Annotated in this window: 23 protein-coding genes; 12 read left to right on the forward strand and 11 right to left on the reverse strand. The window is 69.5% G+C overall.

Annotated elements, in window-relative coordinates:
- Nucleotides 1-51 precede the first annotated feature (51 nt).
- Both J7500_RS13475 and J7500_RS13480 read left to right on the forward strand, forming a co-directional pair.
- On the forward strand, nucleotides 52-1,479 hold the full coding sequence (locus J7500_RS13475) for a flagellar hook-length control protein FliK (protein WP_294062306.1): 1,428 nt from the start codon (nucleotides 52-54) through the stop codon (nucleotides 1,477-1,479).
- Between the two features lie 9 nt (nucleotides 1,480-1,488).
- Nucleotides 1,489-2,145, forward strand: coding sequence for a flagellar hook assembly protein FlgD (locus J7500_RS13480; protein ID WP_294062307.1), 657 nt, complete (start codon nucleotides 1,489-1,491; stop codon nucleotides 2,143-2,145).
- A 510-nt stretch (nucleotides 2,146-2,655) separates the two neighbouring features.
- Here the strand turns inward: J7500_RS13480 and J7500_RS13485 are convergent.
- The 7 genes from J7500_RS13485 to J7500_RS13515 form a co-directional block, all read right to left on the reverse strand.
- Nucleotides 2,656-2,994: a hypothetical protein gene (locus J7500_RS13485; protein ID WP_294062308.1), complete on the reverse strand. Its 339-nt coding sequence runs from the start codon at nucleotides 2,992-2,994 to the stop codon at nucleotides 2,656-2,658.
- Between the two features lie 99 nt (nucleotides 2,995-3,093).
- Entirely contained in the window at nucleotides 3,094-3,495 is a 402-nt protein-coding gene (locus J7500_RS13490) for a hypothetical protein (protein ID WP_294062310.1), read from the reverse strand.
- A gap of 140 nt (nucleotides 3,496-3,635) precedes the next feature.
- Nucleotides 3,636-4,511 carry a flagellin gene (locus tag J7500_RS13495; RefSeq protein ID WP_294062311.1) on the reverse strand — a complete coding sequence of 292 codons (876 nt, stop codon included), beginning with the start codon at nucleotides 4,509-4,511 and terminating at the stop codon, nucleotides 3,636-3,638.
- 370 nt (nucleotides 4,512-4,881) lie between these two features.
- Nucleotides 4,882-5,631, reverse strand: a complete 750-nt coding sequence (flgH, locus tag J7500_RS13500; RefSeq protein WP_294062313.1) for a flagellar basal body L-ring protein FlgH — start codon at nucleotides 5,629-5,631, stop codon at nucleotides 4,882-4,884.
- Between the two features lie 9 nt (nucleotides 5,632-5,640).
- Nucleotides 5,641-6,069 (reverse strand): flagellar basal body P-ring formation chaperone FlgA, encoded by a 429-nt coding sequence (gene flgA / locus J7500_RS13505; RefSeq protein ID WP_294062314.1) that lies wholly within the window; start codon nucleotides 6,067-6,069, stop codon nucleotides 5,641-5,643.
- Nucleotides 6,069-6,851, reverse strand: coding sequence for a flagellar basal-body rod protein FlgG (gene flgG, locus J7500_RS13510; RefSeq protein ID WP_294062315.1), 783 nt, complete (start codon nucleotides 6,849-6,851; stop codon nucleotides 6,069-6,071). The genes flgA and flgG overlap by 1 nt, the downstream gene beginning before the upstream one ends.
- Nucleotides 6,852-6,872: 21 nt before the next feature.
- Nucleotides 6,873-7,610, reverse strand: a complete 738-nt coding sequence (locus J7500_RS13515) for a flagellar hook-basal body complex protein (RefSeq protein WP_294062316.1) — start codon at nucleotides 7,608-7,610, stop codon at nucleotides 6,873-6,875.
- Between the two features lie 117 nt (nucleotides 7,611-7,727).
- Between J7500_RS13515 and J7500_RS13520 the strand changes: the two genes are divergently transcribed.
- The 4 genes from J7500_RS13520 to J7500_RS13535 are packed head-to-tail and all read left to right on the forward strand — an operon-like array spanning nucleotide 7,728 to nucleotide 10,220.
- A complete protein-coding gene (locus tag J7500_RS13520) occupies nucleotides 7,728-8,243 on the forward strand; it encodes a flagellar basal body-associated FliL family protein (protein WP_294062318.1) in 516 nt (171 codons plus the stop codon).
- The gene (gene fliM / locus J7500_RS13525; protein WP_294062319.1) at nucleotides 8,240-9,259 is read left to right on the forward strand and encodes a flagellar motor switch protein FliM; all 1,020 of its coding nucleotides are present in this window, start codon (nucleotides 8,240-8,242) and stop codon (nucleotides 9,257-9,259) included. Before J7500_RS13520 ends, fliM begins: the two co-directional genes overlap by 4 nt.
- Nucleotides 9,256-9,639, forward strand: a complete 384-nt coding sequence (locus J7500_RS13530) for a DUF6468 domain-containing protein (protein WP_294062320.1) — start codon at nucleotides 9,256-9,258, stop codon at nucleotides 9,637-9,639. The genes fliM and J7500_RS13530 overlap by 4 nt, the downstream gene beginning before the upstream one ends.
- Nucleotides 9,639-10,220, forward strand: coding sequence for a hypothetical protein (locus J7500_RS13535; RefSeq protein ID WP_294062321.1), 582 nt, complete (start codon nucleotides 9,639-9,641; stop codon nucleotides 10,218-10,220). The genes J7500_RS13530 and J7500_RS13535 overlap by 1 nt, the downstream gene beginning before the upstream one ends.
- A 61-nt stretch (nucleotides 10,221-10,281) precedes the next feature.
- Here J7500_RS13535 and J7500_RS13540 read toward each other — a convergent pair whose 3' ends face one another.
- The gene (locus J7500_RS13540) at nucleotides 10,282-10,698 is read right to left on the reverse strand and encodes a hypothetical protein (protein ID WP_294062322.1); all 417 of its coding nucleotides are present in this window, start codon (nucleotides 10,696-10,698) and stop codon (nucleotides 10,282-10,284) included.
- A gap of 80 nt (nucleotides 10,699-10,778) precedes the next feature.
- On the opposite strand from J7500_RS13540, the gene J7500_RS13545 reads away from it, so the two are divergent.
- Both J7500_RS13545 and J7500_RS13550 read left to right on the forward strand, forming a co-directional pair.
- Nucleotides 10,779-11,012 carry a hypothetical protein gene (locus tag J7500_RS13545; protein ID WP_294062323.1) on the forward strand — a complete coding sequence of 78 codons (234 nt, stop codon included), beginning with the start codon at nucleotides 10,779-10,781 and terminating at the stop codon, nucleotides 11,010-11,012.
- Nucleotides 11,012-12,787, forward strand: coding sequence for a hypothetical protein (locus J7500_RS13550; protein ID WP_294062324.1), 1,776 nt, complete (start codon nucleotides 11,012-11,014; stop codon nucleotides 12,785-12,787). Before J7500_RS13545 ends, J7500_RS13550 begins: the two co-directional genes overlap by 1 nt.
- 162 nt (nucleotides 12,788-12,949) lie before the next feature.
- Here J7500_RS13550 and J7500_RS13555 read toward each other — a convergent pair whose 3' ends face one another.
- The 3 genes from J7500_RS13555 to J7500_RS13565 are packed head-to-tail and all read right to left on the reverse strand — an operon-like array spanning nucleotide 12,950 to nucleotide 17,297.
- Nucleotides 12,950-13,858, reverse strand: coding sequence for a flagellin (locus J7500_RS13555; RefSeq protein WP_294062325.1), 909 nt, complete (start codon nucleotides 13,856-13,858; stop codon nucleotides 12,950-12,952).
- 11 nt (nucleotides 13,859-13,869) lie between these two features.
- Entirely contained in the window at nucleotides 13,870-15,969 is a 2,100-nt protein-coding gene (locus tag J7500_RS13560; RefSeq protein WP_294062326.1) for a flagellar basal body rod C-terminal domain-containing protein, read from the reverse strand.
- A 26-nt stretch (nucleotides 15,970-15,995) separates the two neighbouring features.
- Nucleotides 15,996-17,297, reverse strand: a complete 1,302-nt coding sequence (locus J7500_RS13565) for a flagellar hook protein FlgE (RefSeq protein WP_294062327.1) — start codon at nucleotides 17,295-17,297, stop codon at nucleotides 15,996-15,998.
- A gap of 186 nt (nucleotides 17,298-17,483) precedes the next feature.
- Between J7500_RS13565 and J7500_RS13570 the strand changes: the two genes are divergently transcribed.
- From J7500_RS13570 to J7500_RS13585, 4 genes are read left to right on the forward strand one after another with little or no spacing between them, the layout of a single operon-like run.
- Nucleotides 17,484-17,882, forward strand: coding sequence for a flagellar biosynthesis repressor FlbT (locus J7500_RS13570; RefSeq protein WP_294062328.1), 399 nt, complete (start codon nucleotides 17,484-17,486; stop codon nucleotides 17,880-17,882).
- A gap of 10 nt (nucleotides 17,883-17,892) precedes the next feature.
- Nucleotides 17,893-19,245: a flagellar protein export ATPase FliI gene (fliI, locus tag J7500_RS13575; protein WP_294062329.1), complete on the forward strand. Its 1,353-nt coding sequence runs from the start codon at nucleotides 17,893-17,895 to the stop codon at nucleotides 19,243-19,245.
- A complete protein-coding gene (locus J7500_RS13580) occupies nucleotides 19,242-19,670 on the forward strand; it encodes a hypothetical protein (RefSeq protein WP_294062330.1) in 429 nt (142 codons plus the stop codon). Before fliI ends, J7500_RS13580 begins: the two co-directional genes overlap by 4 nt.
- Nucleotides 19,667-20,701: a peptidoglycan-binding protein gene (locus J7500_RS13585; RefSeq protein WP_294062331.1), complete on the forward strand. Its 1,035-nt coding sequence runs from the start codon at nucleotides 19,667-19,669 to the stop codon at nucleotides 20,699-20,701. The genes J7500_RS13580 and J7500_RS13585 overlap by 4 nt, the downstream gene beginning before the upstream one ends.
- The last annotated feature ends 98 nt before the right edge of the window (nucleotides 20,702-20,799 follow it).

Raw genomic sequence — 20,799 nt, forward strand, 5'->3', positions numbered from 1 at the left:
GTCCTATAATGAACTGAAGCGGTCCCTCGGGACCAGGCAAGAGGGGCCTGGATGAACATCCTTCCGTTCGGTTTTCCCATCGGCAATGGCGCCGGTCTCGGCGCTGCCACTGCACCGCAGCTCCCGCCTTCGGGGTTGGGCTTCGCGGTCGCGCTCGATGGAGCGCTGGGCGGCAGCACGGGGACGCCGACCGGGCTGCCGGTTATGGGCCGGCCGCCGGCGCAGATCGACGGCATGCCGGTGCTCGACCTCACGCCGGCGGTTCCGACGGTCGACAACGCCGCGGCACCCGACGTGGCGGCGGGGATCTTGCCGCCCGCGGTGCCGATGTCGCAGCTCCTCACCACCGCGGCAGAGGCGGATGTAGTTCCGGTACCCACCGAAGTGGCGCCGGCGACCGCCCCGGGCGCGGAAGCGCCCCCCGTGAAGGTCAAGCCCGCCGCGCCTACCCAGCCGCAGCTGCCCAAGGCTGAAGCGCCTGCCGCCGTTCCCGCGGGCGAGCTGCCGGTCGCGGCCGCCGAGGTGCCCCAGGCGCAAGCGCCCGCCCAGCCGGTGAAGGCGCAGCCGCAGAAATCGCCCAAGCTTCCGGCCGATGCCGCGGAGCAGCCGGCCGAGCCACAAGCGTCGGCGCCCGACGCGGAGCAGGCGCTCCCGCTGCCTGCCACGGTTCCGGTCGCCGCCGCCGCGCCGCTCGTGCGGGCGCAGGCCGCGCCGGCGGAGCCCTCGGCCGCGGCACCCGTCCCGGCGCAGCGCAAGACTGCCGCCGTGCGCACCGGCCCCGCTACCGTCCAGCAGCAAGCCGCCGAGCCGACTCCTGCGGCAGGCGACAGCTTCGCCCGCGCCGTCGCGAGCCGGGGCGACGGTGATGGGCAGAAGGGATCGGACGGCGGCCAGCAGCAGCAGCCGCTCGCCCAGGAAGCCGCTGCCAAGCCTGCGGCGGGCGCACAGCCGGCGGCGCATTTCCAGCCGACCTCCGCCGCCGAGCCCGTGCGCCATGCGGCGGCGACCTCGGCTCCCGCTCCCGCCACGCCCGTAGCCGAGCCGGTGGTCCATGCCCGGCCCGGCCATCTCGGCCAGGCGCTCGGCGTCGAGATCGCGCGCAAGATCGAATCCGGCGAGGAGACGCTGCGCGTCCGCCTCAATCCCGCCGAGCTCGGCCGCGTCGAAGTCACGCTCGGCTTCGACGACCGCGGCAGCCTGCAGGCGACGATGCGCACCGAGAGCGCGCACGCGCTCGACCTGCTCCGCCAGGACGCCCCCGACCTCGCCCGCACGCTCGACCAGGCCGGCGTGCGCACCGACGCGCAGAGCTTCCGCTTCGAGAGCGGCACCGGCAGCGGCGGCGGCAGCCAGTCTTCGTCGCAGCAGCAGCAGCGCGGCCACCAGCATCACGCCTCTGCCCAGCAGGGCGACTTCGAAACCGACGACCAGCCCTATCGCGCCGTCCGCGGCGACGGGCAGGTCGATCTCCTCGCCTAGGAGCCAGCAATGACCACCGTTTCCTCGACCCAGAACGCCGCCGCGGCGACCGCCACCGGCGCGAGCTCGAAGCTCAACGCCGACTTCGACATGTTCCTGAAGCTGCTCACCACGCAGATGCAGAACCAGGACCCGCTCGATCCGATGGACACGTCGGAATATACCCAGCAGCTCGTCCAATATTCGGCGGTCGAGCAGTCGATCGAGCAGACCAGCACGCTCAAGTCGATCCTCGGCAGCCTCGGCACGCAGAGCCTCACCCAGGCCTCGTCGCTGCTCGGCAAGATCGTCGAGACCGATTCCTCGACGGCGGGCCTCACCGACGACGTCCCGGCGCAGTGGAGCTGGAAGGCGGACCGCAGCGCCGCGACGCTCACCGCCACGATCACCGATTCCAACGGCCGCGTGGTCGACACCCGCACCGTCGAGGCGGGCGCCGCGACAGGGGTGCTCCAGTGGGACGGGCTGACCAGCACCGGCCGCCAGATGGGCGCGGGCGACTATACGATCGAAGTCACCGCCAAGGACGCGTCGGGCACCGACGTCCCGGTGACCGCGCACGCGATTGGCGTGGTCGGCGACGTCCAGTTCGAGAACGGCAACGTCAACCTGACGGTCAACGGCACCAAGGTGCCCACGACGTCGCTGGTCCGCATCGCGGGCTGACGCCTAGGTAGTAACCCGGACCGGCCCGGCGGCACCGCCGGGCCTTCTATAATGAAGGCAAGAGAGGCGGGCGGACGCATCCGATCCCCTCGCGGCCGTCCGCCTCTCTCCCCGCCTGCGACTTCACGCGGCTAACTTCCCACTTTTCCCGCGTTTTCGGCAATAACGTTGCGCCCACGCGTAAGGTAATTTCATGCGGCGGCCTCTTCACGGCGGGCTGACACCGGCGGAAGATTACCAAGATTGCACCCACCCCCCGTAGTTTCCGCGGACTCGGCTTCCAGCTCGACGGGTTCAAAGAGCGCCCCGGACCGTGCCGGCGGACAGCCAGCCAAGCAGGCGAAATCCTACATTGCAAGTGGCGGTTGGGAGGCGATGACGCGCGCCTTTCGTCCTTTAGCCCCTCCCCTGAAGGGGAGGGGCTTTGAGTGTGAGCGGCTCCTCTACACGCACACGAAAAAGGCCCGCGCCGTGGGGCGCGAGCCTTGCTTCAATCGGAATGAGAAAGCCTCAGCCGTTGGCCACCGGGCGCAGCGGGATCGCCGGCTCGGGCATCTGGACCACCTGTGCGGGCCCGGACACCGGTGTCGGGGCCTCACGGACGGCATAGCCCTCGAGCGTGCAGCCCGGAACCGCGGCGGGCGCGGTCAGCATCGCGATGCAATCCGCGATCGAGGGATCCTCGCGCGGCCCGAGCGTGTCGAGCACGTCGGCCAGCGTCATGCCCGGAGCGGCGAGCGCGCGCTCGGCCGCGGCGGCCCACAACTGGCCCGCATCCTCGACCTTCAGCGTCAGCGTAACCGTGAAGCTCGCCGGCGTGTCCGCCGAAGCCTGGTCCCGAGAACCCATCAAACGACCCCTCATTTTATGGTCAGCGACCGCGTGGCTCATTGCCCGCGCAATGTGTCGGAACGAATTCAGGGTTTGCCCTTACGCGGGGTTTACCCATCAGTGCACCCGCGCCTCGGCGCGCCGGCCGAGCTCGCGCGCGTGCGCCGCGACCAGGCACAGCTCGGCATAGAGCCGGTCCCAGAAGGGCGCGGGAATATCGAGCACCGCGTTTTCCGACTGGGCGAGCAGCAGCGTCGCCGCGGGCTCCAGCCCCAGCTCGAAGCGCGTGGTGAACATGCCGTCGACATGCTCGTCGGGCAGCGGATGCGGCACCGAGAGCCGGGCCGACATGATGTATCCGGACAGCACGTCGACGCCGTAGCCGTCGAGCAGGATGCGCGGCTGTGCGCCCAGATCGGGACGCTCGAGCACCACCAGCGCGCCCGAAGGATGCTCCTCCACGCTCACTCGCAGCCGTGCCCCGAAAGCATCGGTGATCTCTCTGATACGCGGAAACAAACAAGTCCTCCTGTCCTTCGGTCATTATAGAAGGATCAACCATTCGGCAGGGCCGAGGACAAAAAAAGGCCGGGATGTTTCCATCCCGGCCTCTTCTGTCAGCGCCATACTTCCAGGGAAAAGTGTGGCGTTTGACGATCTTAGCGGAACAGCGAGGTGATGGTCTGCGGCGCCTGGTTGGCGATCGACAGAGCCTGGACACCCAGCTGCTGCTTGACCTGCAGAGCCTGCAGCTTGGCCGACTCCTTGGCGAGGTCGGCGTCGACGAGGTTGCCGATGCCTGCCTCGATCACGTCCGACAGCTTGCTTACGAAGGTCGACTGGCCGTCGATCTTGCGCGAAGCGGCGCCGAGCGTGCTCAGGTTGCCGTTGACGGTCTTCTGCAGCGACTCGAGCTTGGTCACCATCGTCTTGGCGAGCGTAGCGCCCTCCATGCCGTTGGAGACGTCGCCGTCGTCCTTGAACACCAGCGACGAATCGTCGGCGTCGAGGCCGTCGAGCTCGTCCAGCACGTTGGTGCTCATGTCGATGTTGGTCACGTCGAGCGTGGCAGCGGCCGTGTCGGTCGACTGCAGCGCCTTGACGTCACCACCCGAAGCCTTGAGCAGGTTGGTGCCGTTGAACTCCGACGAATCGATGATCGTCTTGATCTGATCACGAAGGGCAGTGAAGTCCTTCGCAACCGCCTTGCGGCTCTCTTCGTCGAGACCCTGGTCCGAAGCGACCGTGGCCTTCTCCTTCATCTGGTTCAGGACGTCGGAGATCTGCTCCGCGCCCGCAACCGCGACGTCGACCGTGCTCTTGGCGCGGCTGAGCGACGAGCTGACCGACTTCAGGCCGCCCATCTCACCACGGAGGGTCTGGGCGATCGTGTACGAGGCCGAGTCGTCCTTGGTCGAGGAAACCGCGAGGCCGGTGTTGATGCGGCTCTGCGTGGTCGCCAGGCCCTTGTTCGTCTCGTTGAGGCTCTGGAGAGCCGCCATCGCGCCGACGTTGGTGTTAACCGAGAAACCCATGATCTATTCCTTCTTGGATAGAGCCGCTTCTGCGACCCGGGCCGGAAACGCCGGCCCCCGACGAGGCATGTCGATGCCCCGCAATCCATCATGGGAAGAATTATAGGAGTACCAAAATTGTCGTGCGAATTTTGATGGTTAGCGGAAGGTTAACCGCCTGGGAGGGGGGGTCGAGCCCCCTAGCCTTCAGGTGAGGGGTTGGAGTGGGGCCATCCATGGATGCGTCGGTCTCGGTGAGACCCTGCCCCACCCCAACCCCTCCCCTGAAGGGGAGGGGCTTATTTTGGTTGGCTGCCATCGGCACACCGAACGAAAAAGGCCGGAACCTCGCTGGGAGGTTCCGGCCTTTCTCGGATCGAACCGCGCCCCGTCAGAACGGGAAGAGCGCGTCGTAGATCTGCTGGCCCCAGCGCGCCTGCTGCGCTTCGGTGAGCTGGCCCTTGCCGCCGTAGATCACGCGCGCCTCGGCGATCTGGCTGTGCTGGATCGAATTGTCGCGGGCGATGTCCTCGGGGCGGATGATGCCGGTGACGATCAGCTCGCGCATCTCGAAGTTGACGCGCACTTCCTGGCGCCCGCGGATCATCAGATTGCCGTTGGGAAGCACCTGGGTGACGATCGCGGCCATCGTCATGTTGATCGTCTCGGACCGCGCGGTGCTGCCGCCGCCGGTGTATTTGGAGCCCGAATTGGTATCGAGCACCTTGGCCGCGTCCTGGCCGAGCAGCTTGGCGACCGGGGCGATGCCCAGCAGGTTGCCGACGCCGCCGCTCTCCGAACCGCCGCGCGTGCGCGAGGTGTTGTTGCCGAGATCGGCCTTGTCCTGGATGTTGATCTTGATCGTCAGGATGTCGCCCTGCTTGTTCGCGCGCTGGTCGCGGAAGAAGGCACCTGCGCCGGTGCGGAACAGCGAGGCGCTCTGCGCCGGCTGCTGCGGCTGGGCCGAACGGGGACGGCCGGCGCGATCGGCCGGGGCCGAGAGCGAAGCCTCGAGCTCGGGCGTGTCGATCGGCGTGATCTCCGAGAGCTTCGGCGCCTTGCCGACCTGCTGGAGCCGCCCGACCGAGCCGCAGCCCGACAGCGTGGCGCCGAGCGCCGCGAGAAGAATGATCTTGCGCATGGTCTTTCCTTAAGGGGCTGCGACCCGGACAGTGCCGGAGCCTTCCACGATTCCGTCGAGCGTGCGGCTGGTGGTGTTGGTCACCACGCGCACCGTCTCGCCCTGCCCGCCGCCGCCGAGCGCGCGGCCGGCGGTAGTGATCACCAGCGGGCCGCTGACGACGCGGATCGTCACCGGCTCGCCGCGCCGCACAAGCTGCGGCTGCATGAGGTCCGTGCGGCGGACCACCGTACCGGCGGAGAGCCGGCGCGCGGCCTCCATGCCGGCGGCGTCCTCGGCCGCGAGCGCCCCGCGCGCCGCCGCGGCGCTGCGCGGCTCGGTCGCGAAGTCGCCGGGCTCGAGCCGCGTGCCCTTCTCGACCGGATGCGCGAGCACGGCCACGGGCACGTCCTCCGCGGGTCCGGCGCCGAGCAAGGCCAGGGCGAGCAGCACGGTCATCAGCGCAGCTGGCTGGTCGTCGCCAGCATCTCGTCTGCGGTCTTCACGACGCGGCTGTTCATCTCATAGGCGCGCTGCGCCGTGATCAGCGCCGTGATTTCGGCGACCGCATTGACGTTCGAGCCTTCGATGAAGCCCTGGCTCAGCGTGCCGAAGCCCGGCTCGCCCGGATTGGCGACGGTCGGCTGGCCCGAAGCCGCGGTTTCGAGGAACAGGTTCTCGCCCTTCGCCTCGAGGCCGGCGTCGTTCATGAAGGTCGCGAGCTCGAGCTGGCCGACGGTCTGCGGCTGGGGATCGTTCGCGGTCACCACCTGGACCTCGCCGGTCTTGGAGATGGTCACGTCGAGCGCGCCCTGGGGGATGGTGATGCCCGGCTGCACCGGATAGCCGTCCTGCGTCACCAGCTCGCCCTGGTCCGAGACGCCGAACGAGCCGTCGCGGGTATAGGCGGTGTCGCCCGAGGGCAGCAGGATCTGGAAATAGCCGCGACCGGTGATCGCCACGTCGTAGCGATTGTCGGTCTGCTGCAGCGCGCCTTGCTGCTGGATGCGATAGACGCCGCCGGTCTTGACGCCGGCGCCGATCTGGATGCCCGAGGGCGACTTGGTGTCGGGGCCGGTCGCGCCGCCCGGACGCTCGATCTGCTCGTAGAGCAGGTCCTGGAACTCCGCGCGCTGGCGCTTGAAGCCCGTGGTGTTCATGTTGGCGATGTTGTTCGAGATGACGTCGACGTTGGTCTGCTGCGCGAGCATGCCGGTCGAGGCGATGGAAAGCGAACGCATAGGTCAGTCCTTTTCTGGAATTCAGCCGACGCGGCCGAGCCGGTCGATGGCCTTCTGGCGAAGGTCGTTGAGCCCTTCGGTGAGATGCTGGCTGGTCTGATAGGCGCGCAGGATCTCGACCATGTCGGTGGTCTCGACGATCGCGTTGACGTTCGATCCCTCGACGCCGCCGCTGCGCAGCTTGGTCTCGGCCGCGGTGAGCTCACGGCCGTTGGACGCATTCATCAGCCCGTCGCCGCGCGGATCGACATTGGCTTCGTCGAACACAGTGACGGTGAGACGGCCGAGCGGGCCGTCCGGGCCCACCACGCTGCCGTCGGCGGTGATGCTGAGCCGGCCCGCGCTCTCGGGCGGGACCTTGATCGGGCGGCCGCCCTCGCCGAGCAGGCGCTGCCCGCCCGCGGTCGCCAGCTCGCCGCTCTCGAGCACCTTGATATAGCCCGCGCGCGTATAGGCGGTGCCGCCGCCCGGCGCCTCGACGCTCAGATAGCCCTGCCCCTCGATCATCACGTCGAGCGGGTTCTCGGTCGGCTGGAACGCGCCCATCGAAGCGTCGTGCACCGCGCCGTAATCGAGCACGTACGACGTCTTCTTGGCCGGCTCGATCGCCGTCTCGCCCTGCTCCACATATTCGCGGAACACCGGCTTCTCGCGCTTGAACCCCACCGTGTTCATGTTGGCGAGGTTGTTCGCCGCCACGTCGAGCCGACGGCGCAGCGCCTGTTCCTGGCTCAGCAATACATAAGACGAGATGTCCACCGGACGGTCCCTTCAGAAATTTGTCGCTAGGCAGAAATTGCCGGGTGACCCCTCTATAATAGGAGGAAATCAGCCGGCGGGGTGCCGGACGCGATGAAATCGAAAGGTGCCAGGGGAATGTCGGCCGAAATCGTCGAAGTGGGGCCGGACGCCGCAGCGTCCGACGCCAAGCCGAAGTCGAAGAAGAAGCTGATCGTCGCAGGCGCGGCCGCGGCCGTGCTGCTGCTCGGCGGCGGCGGCGGTGCGTTCTTCTTCCTCTCGGGCGGCGGCAAGGCGCATGCCGAGACGGCGGAAGCCGAGGCTCCGGCCGAGGGCGGCGAGGCGGGGGCGGACTCCTATTATGACGTGCCCGCGCTGGTGGTGAACCTGCGCTCGCCCGACGGCCAGGCGCGCTTCCTCAAGGTGCATCTGATGCTGGTGCGCGGCAACGGCGTCACCGACGAGGCGATCAAGGCCAAGCTGCCCGCGATCCTCGACAGCTACCAGCCCTTCTTGCGCGAGCTGCGCCCGGAGGATCTGGCGGGATCGGCCGCGGTGTTCCGCATCAAGGAAGAGCTGCTCGTCCGCGCGACCCAGGTCGCCGGGAGCGGCATGGTCAAGGAAGTGCTCATCCAGGATCTGGTCCAGCAATGATCGACTTCGAGGAATTCGACCTTCCCGAGCCGCCCGTCGCGCCGATGGGCGGCGGCGGCGACGTCAAGTTCGACCAGGCCGACATCGACGCGCTGTTCGGCGACTTCGGCGGCCCGGTCGAGAAGAAGAAGGGCCTGCGCGCGGTCCTGGAATCGAAGGTCATCAGCCACGAGCGTCTGCCGATGCTCGAAGTGGTGTGCGACCGGGTGGTCCGCGCCTTCGCCAGCTCGATGCGCAACCTCACTTCGGACGCGATCGACGTGAGCCTGGAGGAAGTCACCTCCACGCGCTTCGGCGAGTTCATGAACCGCGTCGCCCTCCCCGCGATGGTCGGCGTGTTCAAGGTGCAGGAGTGGGAGAGCTACGGCCTCGTCACGGTCGAATCCGGGCTGATCTATGCCGTGGTCGACGCGCTGCTCGGCGGGCGCGGCGGCGGCTCGCCGGTGCTGATCGACGGGCGCGCCTTCACCACGATCGAGACCGGGCTGATCTCGCGCATGCTCACGCTCGCGCTCGACGATTTCGCCGCGGCGTTCGAGCCGATCGAGCCGATCCACATCGACCTCGAGCGCATCGAGAGCAACCCGCGCTTCGCGGCGATCGCCGGCACGTCGAACATCTGCGCGATCGCGACCTTCCGCGTCGACATGGACGGCCGCGGCGGCCAGTTCACCATGGTCTTCCCCTATGCGACGCTCGAGCCCGTCCGCGACAAGCTGCTCCAGCGCTTCATGGGCGAGAAGAGCGGCCGCGACAGCATCTGGGAGGCGCACATGGCCTCCGAGATCCGCAAGACCAACGTGATGGTCGACGTGCTGCTGGGCGAGAAGCCGATGGCGCTCGCCACGCTCCAGTCGCTCGAGGTCGGCCAGACCATCCCGCTCCACAAGGGTCCCGACGACCCGCTCGACATCGCCTGCGGCGGCGTGACGCTCGCCCAGGGCCAGATCGGCCAGCGCCGCGGCAAGATCGCCGTGCGTCTCCTCACCGACGTTTCCAAGGGAAAGAAGAAATGAGCCTCGCGATTGCCGCCAATGCGCTGACCATGATCTTCTGCATGGCCGTGCTCGTCCAGAGCGTGCGGATGATGCGCAGCCTGAGGACCGTCAAGGACGGTGCGCTCACCGAAGTGGTGACGGCGCTGGAAAAGGCGACCACGGGCGCGCGCTCGGTCCTTTCGGAGATGAAGGCCACGCTCGGCACCGATTGCGCCCAGCACGCCCGCCTCGTCGAGCAGGCGCGCGAGCTTCGCGACGAGCTGGAAGTGATGACCGGGATCGCCGACGCGGCATGCGAACGCATCGTCGGCGCGGTGAGCATCGCCAACGCGATCCGCAGCGCCGAGGCCGAAGTCGCCGAGGACGAAGCGCTCGAACCCCAGGCCGAGGCGGCGTGATGAAGCGTCCCTCGCTCCTGCTGATGACCGCAGCCGCCTCCGCGCTCGCGGTCGTCGCCAACGCCGCCAGCATCGCCGCCCCCGGCGGCCAGGCGCAGGCGCCCAAGACCCGGCTGGGCAATTCGATCGAGCAGGATCTCAACGCCCGCGACGCCGCGGCGGCGCGCCGCCAACGCGCGCTCGACCTGCGCGAGCAGGCGGCCAAGGCTGCCGAGCAACGCCTCCAGGCCGACATGCAGGCGCGCCAGCAGCAGGCCGCCGCAGCGACGCCGGCGGCGCCCGGCGCCGGCCCGGCCGAGCCGCCCGAGGCGCAATATGACGAGCTCGCCCGCATCTACCAGGCGATGAAGCCCAAGGCCGCCGCAGTGGTCTTCGAGCAGCTCGACATGGAAGTGCAGATGAAAGTCGCGCAGCGCATGCGCGAACGCTCGACCGCGCTGATCCTTGCCGCCATGACGCCGAAGGGCGCCGCCGCGCTCAGCATGGCCCTCGCCCGCAAGAGCGCGCGCGGGCCGGCGCCCGCCGTCGCGGCTGCGGCCCCTGCCCCGGTTCCGGGCGCGGGCGCGCGCGCCAAGCGCTGAGAGGGGGCGCAAGCCCCCTCCACCCCCTGGATTTCATTGAACTTCGGCCGGTGAACCGAGCCTAGCTGCGGCTCGCCGCGACCTCGACGATCAGCACGCGGGCGAGGCCCGGCTCGCCGGACTGGAGCGCTGCGGTCAGGTCGTGGTCGAGCTGCTGGGCGTCGACCGCGCGCAGGCCCGACGCGTTGAGCCGGGCGAATTCGAGCGCGGCGGCGACGGTGGTGGCGCGCAGCGCGGGGAGTTGCGCAGTCATGCGCGCGGCGGTCGCATCGTCCCTGGCGTCGAGCACCAGCTTGAAGCGCAGCGCGCCGGCGACGCGATCGGCGTCGACGATCGGCACGCTCACTTCGTCCATCGGCACGAGATGCAGGCCTTCGCCGCCCACGGCTCCGCCACCGCCGGACGCCTGTGCGCCGCCGATCGGAAAGGGCACCAGCGCCGTCGTCAGCGCCAGCGCCGCGAAGCTTCCCCTACGCAACTCGAATCTCCCGTGCACGGAGCCGCCCCACGGGCGGCCTCTCCTCTATAATAGAGGGAAATCAGCCAGAAGGTGTCGAGTTGAGCTACGATCAGCGCCCCGCGAGAATACGCGTCGTCAAGGATGCGGCGGAAGCGCCCAAGCGCCGCCGCGGAGACCGCGCCGCCGCCGAGGGCGCGGATGCCGTAGCAAACGCTGCCGCGGAGGCCGCAGCCGAGGCCCGGTCTTCGGGCCTGCCGATCGTCCCGGCGCTGCTGTTCCTGCTCGCCTGCGTCGGCGGCGGCGTGGCCGTCGCGCTGTTCGGAGTCGCCTGATGCGTACCGCAGCCATCGCCCTGCTCGCCGGCGCCGCAACCGCCGCGCCCGCGCCGCAAGCCCCGCCCCTTCCCACCAACGCGCCGATCACGGCGCCGCTCGCCGCCGCCTCGGCGCTGCCGCCCTTCGCCGCCGAGCTGGCGCAGATGCCGATGATCACCGGCCCGCAGGGCTGGCAGGGCGAGACGGGCAGCGCCGCCTGGGCCGCCCTCGCCACCGCCAAGCCCGAGGGGCGCCAGCTGGCGCGCTGGCGCTTCGCGCTGGGGCTGATCGCCGACGGCAAGGGCGCCGATGCGCTGGGCGTGCTCGAGACGATGCGCCTCGCCGATGCCGACCTGGACCTGATCGCTCCCTTCCGCCTCGCGCGCGGCGCCGCGCTGGTGCAGCTGGGACGCGGTGACGACGCCGTGGTCGCGCTCGCCGCCGAGGATCTTTCGGGCAATGCCGAGGCCTGCGCCTGGCGCATCCGCGCGCTGGTGCTCGCCGGCAGCCAGGAAGAGGCGCTGACTCAGGTCAATTGCGCGCTGCCCGCGATCAACGCGCGGCCGGCGGTCGACCGCTCGCCCTTCGTGCTCGCCGCCGCAACCGCCGCGATCGACATCGGCAGACCCGAACCGGCGCTCGGCTGGCTCAAGCTGTTCGGCGACCAGAACCCCGCCGCCAACCTGCTGCGCGGCCGCGCGCTGATCGCCTCGGGCGACCAGCAGGCGGGCCGGCTGCGGCTCGACCGCGCGCGGATCAGCGGCACGCCGCAGCTCCAGGCCGACGCCCGGCTCGGCATCATCGAGGCCGATCTCGCCGCGCACACCATCGCCCCGGCCGAGGGAATCAAGCGGCTCGACACGCTGCGCTATACCTGGCGCGGCGGGCCGGTCGAGCAGCGCGCGCTCCAGCTCGAGCTGCGCCTCGCCACTGAAGCGAAGGATCCGCGCAGCCAGCTGCGCGCCGGCGCGACGCTGTTCCGGTACTTCAAGCTGGGCAAGGAAGCCGCGCCCATGCTCGCCTCGCTCCAGGGCACGCTCGCCGCGGTGCTCGCGCCCGACAGCCCGGTGCCGCTGCCCGAGGCGGCGGGGCTTTACTGGGATTATCGCGAGCTGTCGCCGGCGGGCGCAGAGGGCGACGCGCTGGTGCTGCGGCTCGCCAACCGGCTGGAGGCATCCGGCCTCTATGCCCGCGCGGCCGAGCTGCTCCAGTACCAGCTGATGCAGCGGATGCAGGACGTCGCCCAGGGGCCGATGTCGGTGAAGGTCGCGTCGCTTCACATACTGGCAGGCCGGCCCGATCGCGCGCTCCAGGTGCTGCGCGACACCGAGCAGCCCGGCTATTCGGACACGATGCGGCACGATCGCAAGCGGATGGAAGCCGTCGCGCTTCACAAGCTGGGCAAGGACGCTGCGGCGAACGCGGCGCTCGACGGGCTGCCCGATGCCGACGCGATCCGCGCCGAGATGCATTGGCGCGCCAAGGACTGGAATGCTTTCGCGATCGAGAACGAAGGCCACCTGCCCCAGCCGAAGAGCCTGGGCGAACCGGCGCAGGCGGCGGTGCTCCGCCAGGCGGTGGCGCTCGCCATGCTGGGCCGCGAGGACCGGCTCCAGGCACTGCGCGCGCGCTATGCCGCCGCTTTCCAGGGCCTGCCGAGCAGCCAGGCGTTCGACGCGCTCACTGCCGCGCCCGGCACCATCGACTCCGCCAAGCTGGGCGCCGCCATGGCCGCCATCCCCCAGGCGAGCCCGATCGGCGCCATCGGCGACCTGCTCGACGCGGCGCCTTAGCCTTGGCCCCCTTCCCTGAAAGGCGGCGCGCAGACGCGCGAACCCACCCCGACCGCTCCCTGCGAGCAGGAGGGGAAGATCATCCTGCAAACAAAAACGGCCGCCCCGCGTGGTGCGGAGCGGCCGTGGTACGCGAACGGGGCGTTGCCGGCGAGTGCCGGCTCAGCCGAGATAGTTGACCAGGCTCAGGCTCGAGAGCTGCGAGAAGACCGAATAGCTCGCCTCGAGCATCGCCTTCTGCGCCGCGAGGTCGATGGCGACCTGGCCCAGATCGGCGTCCTCGTTGCTCTCGATCACGCCCTTGAGCAGCAGCGAGCGCTCGTCGCCGCGCTTCGAGAGCGTCTCGACCTGCGCCTGCTTGCGGCCGTTCTCGGCATTGACCGAGCGGAGGCTGCCGAGGCCGGTGTCGAGCTGATCGAGCGCCTGCTTGAGCGCGGCGGTCTGGGTGTCGTCGAGCTTGTCGCCGATAGGGCCTGCCTGGGCGAGCGAGCGGAATGCTTCGTAGAGGTCCTTGCCCACCGCGCTGGCGGTGATGCCATAGGTCACGTCGACGCCGTCGGCGACGCGCGCGGTGGAGCGGACGCTGTCGTCGCGGAACGCGGAGTCGGCGTCGATGGTGGCGGTGTCCTGCAGCGTCGCCGGGACGAACGGGTTCTGTCCCGTCTGCGAGCCGCCGAACAGCGGCGTGCCGCCTTCGTCCGAATTGAGCGACGTGCGGAACTGCGCGAAGGCAGTCTCGATCGCTTCCTGCAGGCCTGCGGCGTCGCCGGTGCCGACCGCGGTCATAATCTGCTGGCGCAGGTCCATCGTCGAGGTCTCGATACCTTCGAGGTGTCCCTGATAGAGCGAAAGCGTGGTCCCGACGCGCTTGGACACGGTCGACTGCGCATCCTGCCGCGCCAGCAAGGTGTGCGCCGAGAGGTTGCGCACCGTCTCGGTGCCCAGATCGGCGAAGTTCGCCGCCTTCTTGCCCGTCGCGAGGCGCTGCTGGGTGATCGCCAGCTTCTCTTGCGAGCGCTGGATCGCATCCGAGAGGGTGCGCTGAAGCGGAATGGTGGCTACGCGGTTCATGTTCTTCTTCCTCAGCGGACCATCTGGAGCAGCGTGTCGTACATTTCGGTGGCGGTGGTGATCACCCGGGCCGCGGCCGAATAGCTGTTCTGGAGCACCACCATCTGCGAGAGTTCCTCGTCGATGTTGACGCCCGAGAAGCTGTCACGGCGGGTCACGGCGTCGTCGCGGCGCGCGGAGGCGTCGCTGAGATAGCCCTGCGCCTGGCTCGCCTCGAGCCCGGCGCGGCCGAGCAGCAGGCTGGAGAAGCGCTCGATCGTGACGGTCCCGTCCTTGCCGAGGTCGATCGGCGCGGCGAGCCGGTCGACGAGCGCGGTCGCGCCGCGCGTGTCGCCCGCACCCAGCGCCTTGGTGCCGACCGCGGCATCCGCCTGGAGCATCGCCAGCGGCATCTTCGACGGGTTCGTCAGCACCTCGGGCCGCACTTCGCTGCCGTTCAGCCCGCTCGACACGCCGGTGAGGCTCATGAGCTGGGTGAAGTTGCGACCGGTGCCGAGGCGGTCGGTCGAATCCGACGGGATCGACAGCGCGGCTCCCGATACCGACGGCGCCGGATCGAAGCGCAGCCGGCCGCGGTCGTCGAGCGAGAAGCTGCCGAAATTGGAGAGCGGGCTCGCGTTCAGATCGTTGACGATGTCGCCGAACGTGCCGCCGGGGGTGGGCGTCAACGTGTAGCTGGTGAGCGCGCGGCCCGAGGTGTCGCGCAGCACGATCTCGGCGGTCTCCCCTGCCCCGAACCCATGGGGATCGCTGGCAGTGAAGCCCGAAGGCACGAGCGTGCTCGTGTCGCTGCGGACGATGTCGTTGAGGCCGAAATATTGCGAGACGCCCACTCCGGCGCGCGCGCTGGGGTTGGTCGCATCCTGGGCGATGGCGACACCGTTGCCCGTGGCGCTGGCGGAAATGGTGAGCTTGCCGTCGACGAAGCTCGCCGTGGCATTGCCGCCAAGGCCCGTATTGATCGCCGCGACCATGTCGTCGACGGTGGCACCCGGGCCCAAGGCGTCGAAATCGATCGTGGTCTTGGCGACGAGGGTGCCGTCGTTCTTGGTCACCGCAAAGGTCGCGGCGCCGGTGAAGCCGAGCCGGTCGGCACCGTCGAGCCCCGTCGAGCGGCCGTTGAGCGAAGCGGGTGCGGGCACGGTGGTGCTGGCGTTGCTCACGCTGTTGAGCGCTTCGGTCAGCCCGCCGAACAGCACGCCCAGCTTTTCGGAGAACGCCGGCAGCGCGCGATCGCGCAGGTCGAGCAGGCCGCCGAGCTTGCCGCCGACCGCGGCCGAATCGAGCGACTCGCCGGTCGCGGCGCCCATCGAGCCGTCGGGTTCGGCGAAGCGGACCTCGATGCTCGGATAGCTGGGCATCGACACGCCCTGGCCCGAGATCGGATAGGAGAGCTGGCGCAGCCGCCGGTCGAGCAGCACGCCGCCCGAGGCGGTCTCGATCGAGACGCGGCCGTCCGGCTGGTCGCGCACGTTGATGGAGATGAGGCTGCTGAGCTCCTCGATCGCCTTCATGCGCTGGTCGGCGGCGCCGCTGACGCTGCGCCCCAGCCCGGTGTTCTGCGCGACCGTGCTGTTGAGGTCGTTGATCCGGACCAGCAGGCTGTTGATCTTGTCGACCGTGTAGCCGACTTCGGATTCGACGTCGCCGCGCAGGCCCGCGACGTCGCTGTCGAGCTGCTGCATCGACGTGATCGCGTCCTGCACATTGGCCGTGAAGGTCGCCACGGTCTGCTCGGACGATTGCGAGCCGGTCATCGCGACGGCCGAGGCCGAGATGGCGTCGAGGCGTGCGGGCAGGCCCGAGTCCGCGCCCGGCTCGCCGAGCAGCGACTGGAGGCGATCGAGGTAGTTGGCGCTCACTTCCGCCCGGCCGTAATCGCCCGAGCGGCGATAGACGGTCGACTCCAGGAAACGGTCCGCGACGCGCGTGGGCTCGCCCACCACCACGCCGCTGACCTTGCCCGAAGTGACGCCGGTCGTGAGGTTGACGCGCTCGCGCGCATACCCCGCCACGCCGACGTTGGCGATGTTGTTCGAGACCGCGCGGAGGCCTGCCTGCGCGGCAGACAGGCCCGATACCGCGGAACCCAATATGTCGTTGAGCGCCATCCCCTGATCCCCTGACCGCTAGCCGATCAGCGCTTCAGGTCGCTGACTTCGCGCAGCATGTCGTCCACGGTCGTGATGATCTTGGACGAAGCGCTATAGGCCCGCTGGAAGCGGATCATGTTGGTGAACTCGCCGGCGAGGTCGACGGTCGAGGCCTCGAGCGAATTGGCTGCGATCGCGCCCGCGCCGAGCGCGCCCGGCGTGTTCAGGGTGAAGCCGCCCGAGGCGCGGCTGGGCGTGTAGGCATTGCCCGACATGCGGGTGAGACCGTCCGGGTTCTGGAAGGTCGCGATCGGCAGCTGGAACACCGAGCGGGTGGTGCCGTCGTCGAAGATCGCGTTGACGGTGCCATCCTTGGTGATCTCGACCGACGAGAGGTTGCCCAGCATGCCGCCGTCGACGTTCGACGAGATCAGCGAGCTCTCGGTGCCGAACTGGGTGATGCCGTTGATGCCGTCATCGCTGCCCAGCGAGAGCTGGATCGGAACCGAGGCGGCGTTGTTGGTCCAGGTCGGCGTCAGCGGGTCGAAGAAGTTGCCGGTCGAACCCGACATGTCGAGGCTGCCGTCCGGATTGAACTTGACCGTGCCGCTGGCGAGCAGGCCGCCGGCCGCAGTGACGTCGCTGGCGGGATCCGAATAGGTCTCGGCCTGCCAGGTGTTCGCGCCGGTCTTGATGAAGCCCATCGTGATCCGGTGCGAGCCGCCCTGCGAGTCATAGACGTCGAACGAGCGGGTGAACTGCGGCGTCACGGTGCCCGAAGCCATGTCTCCGGTCGTATAGGCGCCGGTGTAGTTGGCGGTGCTCGACTGCAGGTTCATGCGCGCCTGGATGCGCGAGGTCGGCGAAGCGGTGCCGGTCAGGTCGCTCACGCGCACGGCCTCGAGCGAGTTGAGGTTGCCCGTGTTGGTGAAGTTGCCCGACGGATCGAGGCGCCAGCCGTAGAGATAGAGGCCCGCGGCGTTGCGCAGGAAGCCTTCCTCGTCCGGGCGGAAGTTGCCGGCGCGGGTGAAGGCCACATCGCTGCTGTCGTCTGCGGTCGCGCGCGTGACGAAGAAGCCGCCGCCGTCGATCGCGATGTCGGTGGTGCTGCCCGAGGCCTGAAGCAGGCCCTGCTTCGACACCATCGCGATCGGCGCAGCGGCGACGCCGCCTGCCGAATAGTTGCTCTTGGCGCGGCCGTCGGTCACCAGCGTGCGGAACTGGGCTTCGACGCCCTTGTAGCCGACGGTGTTGATGTTGGTGATGTTGTCGGCAACGGTCGCCATCGCGGCCGACTGCGCGCTGAGGCCGGACACGCCGGCATAAAGAGCGGAATAGAGGCTCAAGACCAGGACTCCCAAGACGCCCGCCAATCGATCGGACAGGCCACGGCTCCATTGTAGGACGGGCTTCGCGCCGCCGGGCCAAATGCGCAGTGAAAATTGATGCTGGGCAAAATTTGCCGGGTGCCGCGCCGCCCCTGGGAAACTCCTTCCTATAATGGAGGCAAAGCTTCACGAAAGGCACGTTCCATGCTCCGCATCACGCTTCGCGACGGCGAGAAGGCGATCGTAAACGGCGCGGTGCTGCGCGCGGTCGGCCGCACGCAGATCGCCGTCGAGAACCAGGTTTCGATCCTGCGCGGCCGCGAGGTCATGCAGCCGGAAGAGGCCACCACTCCGGCCCGCCAGCTCTATTTCGCCGCGATGCTCGCCTATATCGATCCGGCCAACCGCGCCGAGCACCAGGACAGCGTCGTCGCGCTGGTCGGCGCGCTGGTCGCCGCCCTGCCCGCCCCCGAGGCCCGCGCGGCGTGCATCCGCTTCGCCCACGACATGGCGATGGGCGACTATTACAAGGCGCTTTCCTCGGCGCGCGAGATCATCGCGTTCGAGACCGAAGCCGCCGCGGCTTCCGCACAGGCCGCCTGAGGCGCTTTCCATGCAGACGCTGGCGAGTGCTGCCCGCGCGATCCGCGAGATGCTGCCCGACCGCCGCTTCGGCCGGGTGGTCGCGGTGCGCGGCGCGCTGATCGAAGTCGAGGGACTGGCGGGCGTGGCGCAGATCGGCAGCCGCGTCGAGATCGCCTCACCCAACGGCCCCGTGCAGGCCGAAGTGACCGCGCTCGACCGCGACGTGGCGCTGTGCCTGCCCTTCACCGATCCGCAGGGCGTGGGCCTGGGCGCGCGCGCCGACCTGGGCGCGGGCCAGTTCACCGTGCGCCCCTCCGCCGGCTGGCTCGGACGGATGATCGACGGCCTCGGCCGGCCGGTCGACGGACTCGGCCCGCTGCCGCCGGGCGGCGAGCCCCAGCCGATCAAGGCGCCCCCGCCCGCCGCCGCCAATCGCGCGCGTGTCGCCGAGCGGATCGAGACTGGGGTGCGCACGCTCGACCTTTTCGTGCCCTTATGCCGCGGCCAGCGGCTCGGCCTGTTCGCGGGCTCGGGCGTCGGCAAATCGGTGCTGCTCTCGATGCTTGCGCGCTGGACCCAGTGCGACGTCGCCGTGATCGGCCTGATCGGCGAGCGCGGCCGCGAAGTGCAGGAATTCATCGAGGACGACCTCGGCCCCGAGGGCATGGCTCGCTCGGTCGTCGTCGTCGCCACCTCCGACGAGCCCGCGCTGATGCGCCGCCAGGCCGCCTGGACCACGCTCGCGGTCGCCGAGCATTTCCGCGACCAAGGCCTCAACGTGCTGTGCCTGATGGACTCGGTCACCCGCTTCGCGATGGCGCAGCGCGAGATCGGCCTCGCCTCAGGCGAGCCGCCGGCGACCAAGGGCTATACCCCCACCGTCTTCGCCGAGCTGCCGCGACTGCTCGAGCGCGCCGGCCCGGGTGCGCCCGGCAAGGGCATGATCACCGGCCTGTTCACTGTGCTCGTCGACGGCGACGACCATAACGAGCCGGTCGCCGACGCGGTGCGCGGCATCCTCGACGGCCACGTCGTGATGCGCCGCGCGATCGCCGAGCGCGGCCGCTATCCGGCGATCGACGTGCTCAAGTCGGTCTCGCGGACACTGCCGCATTGCATGAACGACGAGCAGAACGAGACGCGCCTCGCCGCGCGCAAGCTGCTATCAACCTATGCCGACATGGAAGAGATGGTGCGGCTCGGCGCGTACAAGGCCGGATCGTCCGAGGAAGTCGATCGCGCCGTCGCGCTCGCGCCGCAGATCGAGGCGCTGATCAACCAGGGCAAGAACGACCAGGGCAATGCCGATGCGGCGTTCGCCGCGCTCGCCGCGATCGTCGGCGCCGCCGCCGAGCCCGAGATCGAGGAGGCCGCCGCGTGACTCCGTTCGACACCGCGCTGCGCATCCACCGCCGCGAAGTCGATGCCGTGAAGGTGTCGATCGGCGTCGAGGTCGAGCGCATTGCGACGATCGACACCATAGCGCGCGCGCACGATGCGCGGATGCAGGAGGAGCGCGCGCTCGCCTATGCCCTTCCCTTCTCGTCCGATGCCTGGACGGCGCGGATGAAGGCCGATCGCGCCCGGCTGCGCGAAGCCGCGCACGTCGCGGAGACGCGGCTGGGACAGCTGCGCGCCCAGGCAGTGGAAGCCTATGGCACGATGCGCGCGATCGAAGGCGCCGCCGAGCGCTACCAGGCCGAGGCCGAACGCACCGCCGCGCTCGCCGAGCAGGGTGCGATCGACGACCTCGCCGCAGCGCGCTTCCTGCAGGCGCGCCGCAAGGACAAGGATCGCATCTCGTGATCCAGCGCGCCGAACAGCTCGCCGCCCTCACCCCCGCCAAGCGCGCGCAGGTGATCTATGCCGAAGCGCAGTCGCAGCTCTCGTCGCGGCTGTGGCGCGCCGCGCTGGGCGAAGCCGACAGCAGCAAGGACCGCGACACCTCGCCGCTCTCCGGCAACAACATGAAGATGGATTCGCTGCTCGAATTGCTCGGCGGCCAGTTCCCGGACGGCGTCGCGGGCGCGCACGGCTGCGCCTGCCAATGCGGCTGCAACTGTCATGCTGCCCGCGTCGAGGGCGACGATGCGACGCCCGACTATGAACGGGAAAGCCGCCGTGGCGGATCGGGCACGCTTCCCAATGATTCGATCGAGCGTGTCGCGGGCCCGGCCGACGGTGCCGGCGGGCCGCTCGCGCTGGGGCCCAATGCCCGCTACGCGCCCGCCTTTACCGCAGCCGAAGCCCGCACCGGCCTGCCCGCGACGATGATCGCCGCAATCGTCGATGCCGAGGCGGCAAAGACCGGCGACGGCAGCTGGAACCCGCATTCGCGCAATCCGCGATCGAGTGCCGCGGGCCTGGGCCAATTCCTGAGCAGCACCTGGACCGACCTGGCGCAAAGGCCCGGCACCTGGCTCAACACCGTCGCCGCCGAGCGCGGCTGGCTCGACGGGCGCGGCAAGCTGAGCACCGGCCACCGCGCCGAGCTGCTCGCGCTGCGCTACGATCCGCAGGCATCGATCGTGAGCGTCGCCGATTTCGCCAAGCTCAACCTCGATCGGCTGGAAAAGGCCGGCGTGCGCGTGCGCACCGACGCGGAGACGCTCGCCAAGGCGGCGTACCTCAGCCACCACCTTGGCCTGGGCGATGCCCAGAAATTCCTGTCCTGCGGCATCGAGCCCGGACGCGCACGCATGCTCCTCGCCGCGCAGATCGGCTCGTCGGCCGCCGAGCAGCGGATCGCCAGCGCGGGAGATGCGACCCATGCGCATCGCCAATGGCTGCTCGGCTTCATCGAGCGTCGGATTCGGCCGCAGCAATTCGGCGCATGATTTTTGCGCGTCGATGAGCCGCTCGATGCGCTTCTTCCTATAATACTACTACGGATGAACCCCTACCCAGCGCGGGAAGCCCCCCGCCGCGCGCCCAG

This window comes from Sphingomonas sp., from assembly GCF_017744835.1.
Lineage (GTDB): Bacteria > Pseudomonadota > Alphaproteobacteria > Sphingomonadales > Sphingomonadaceae > Sphingomonas.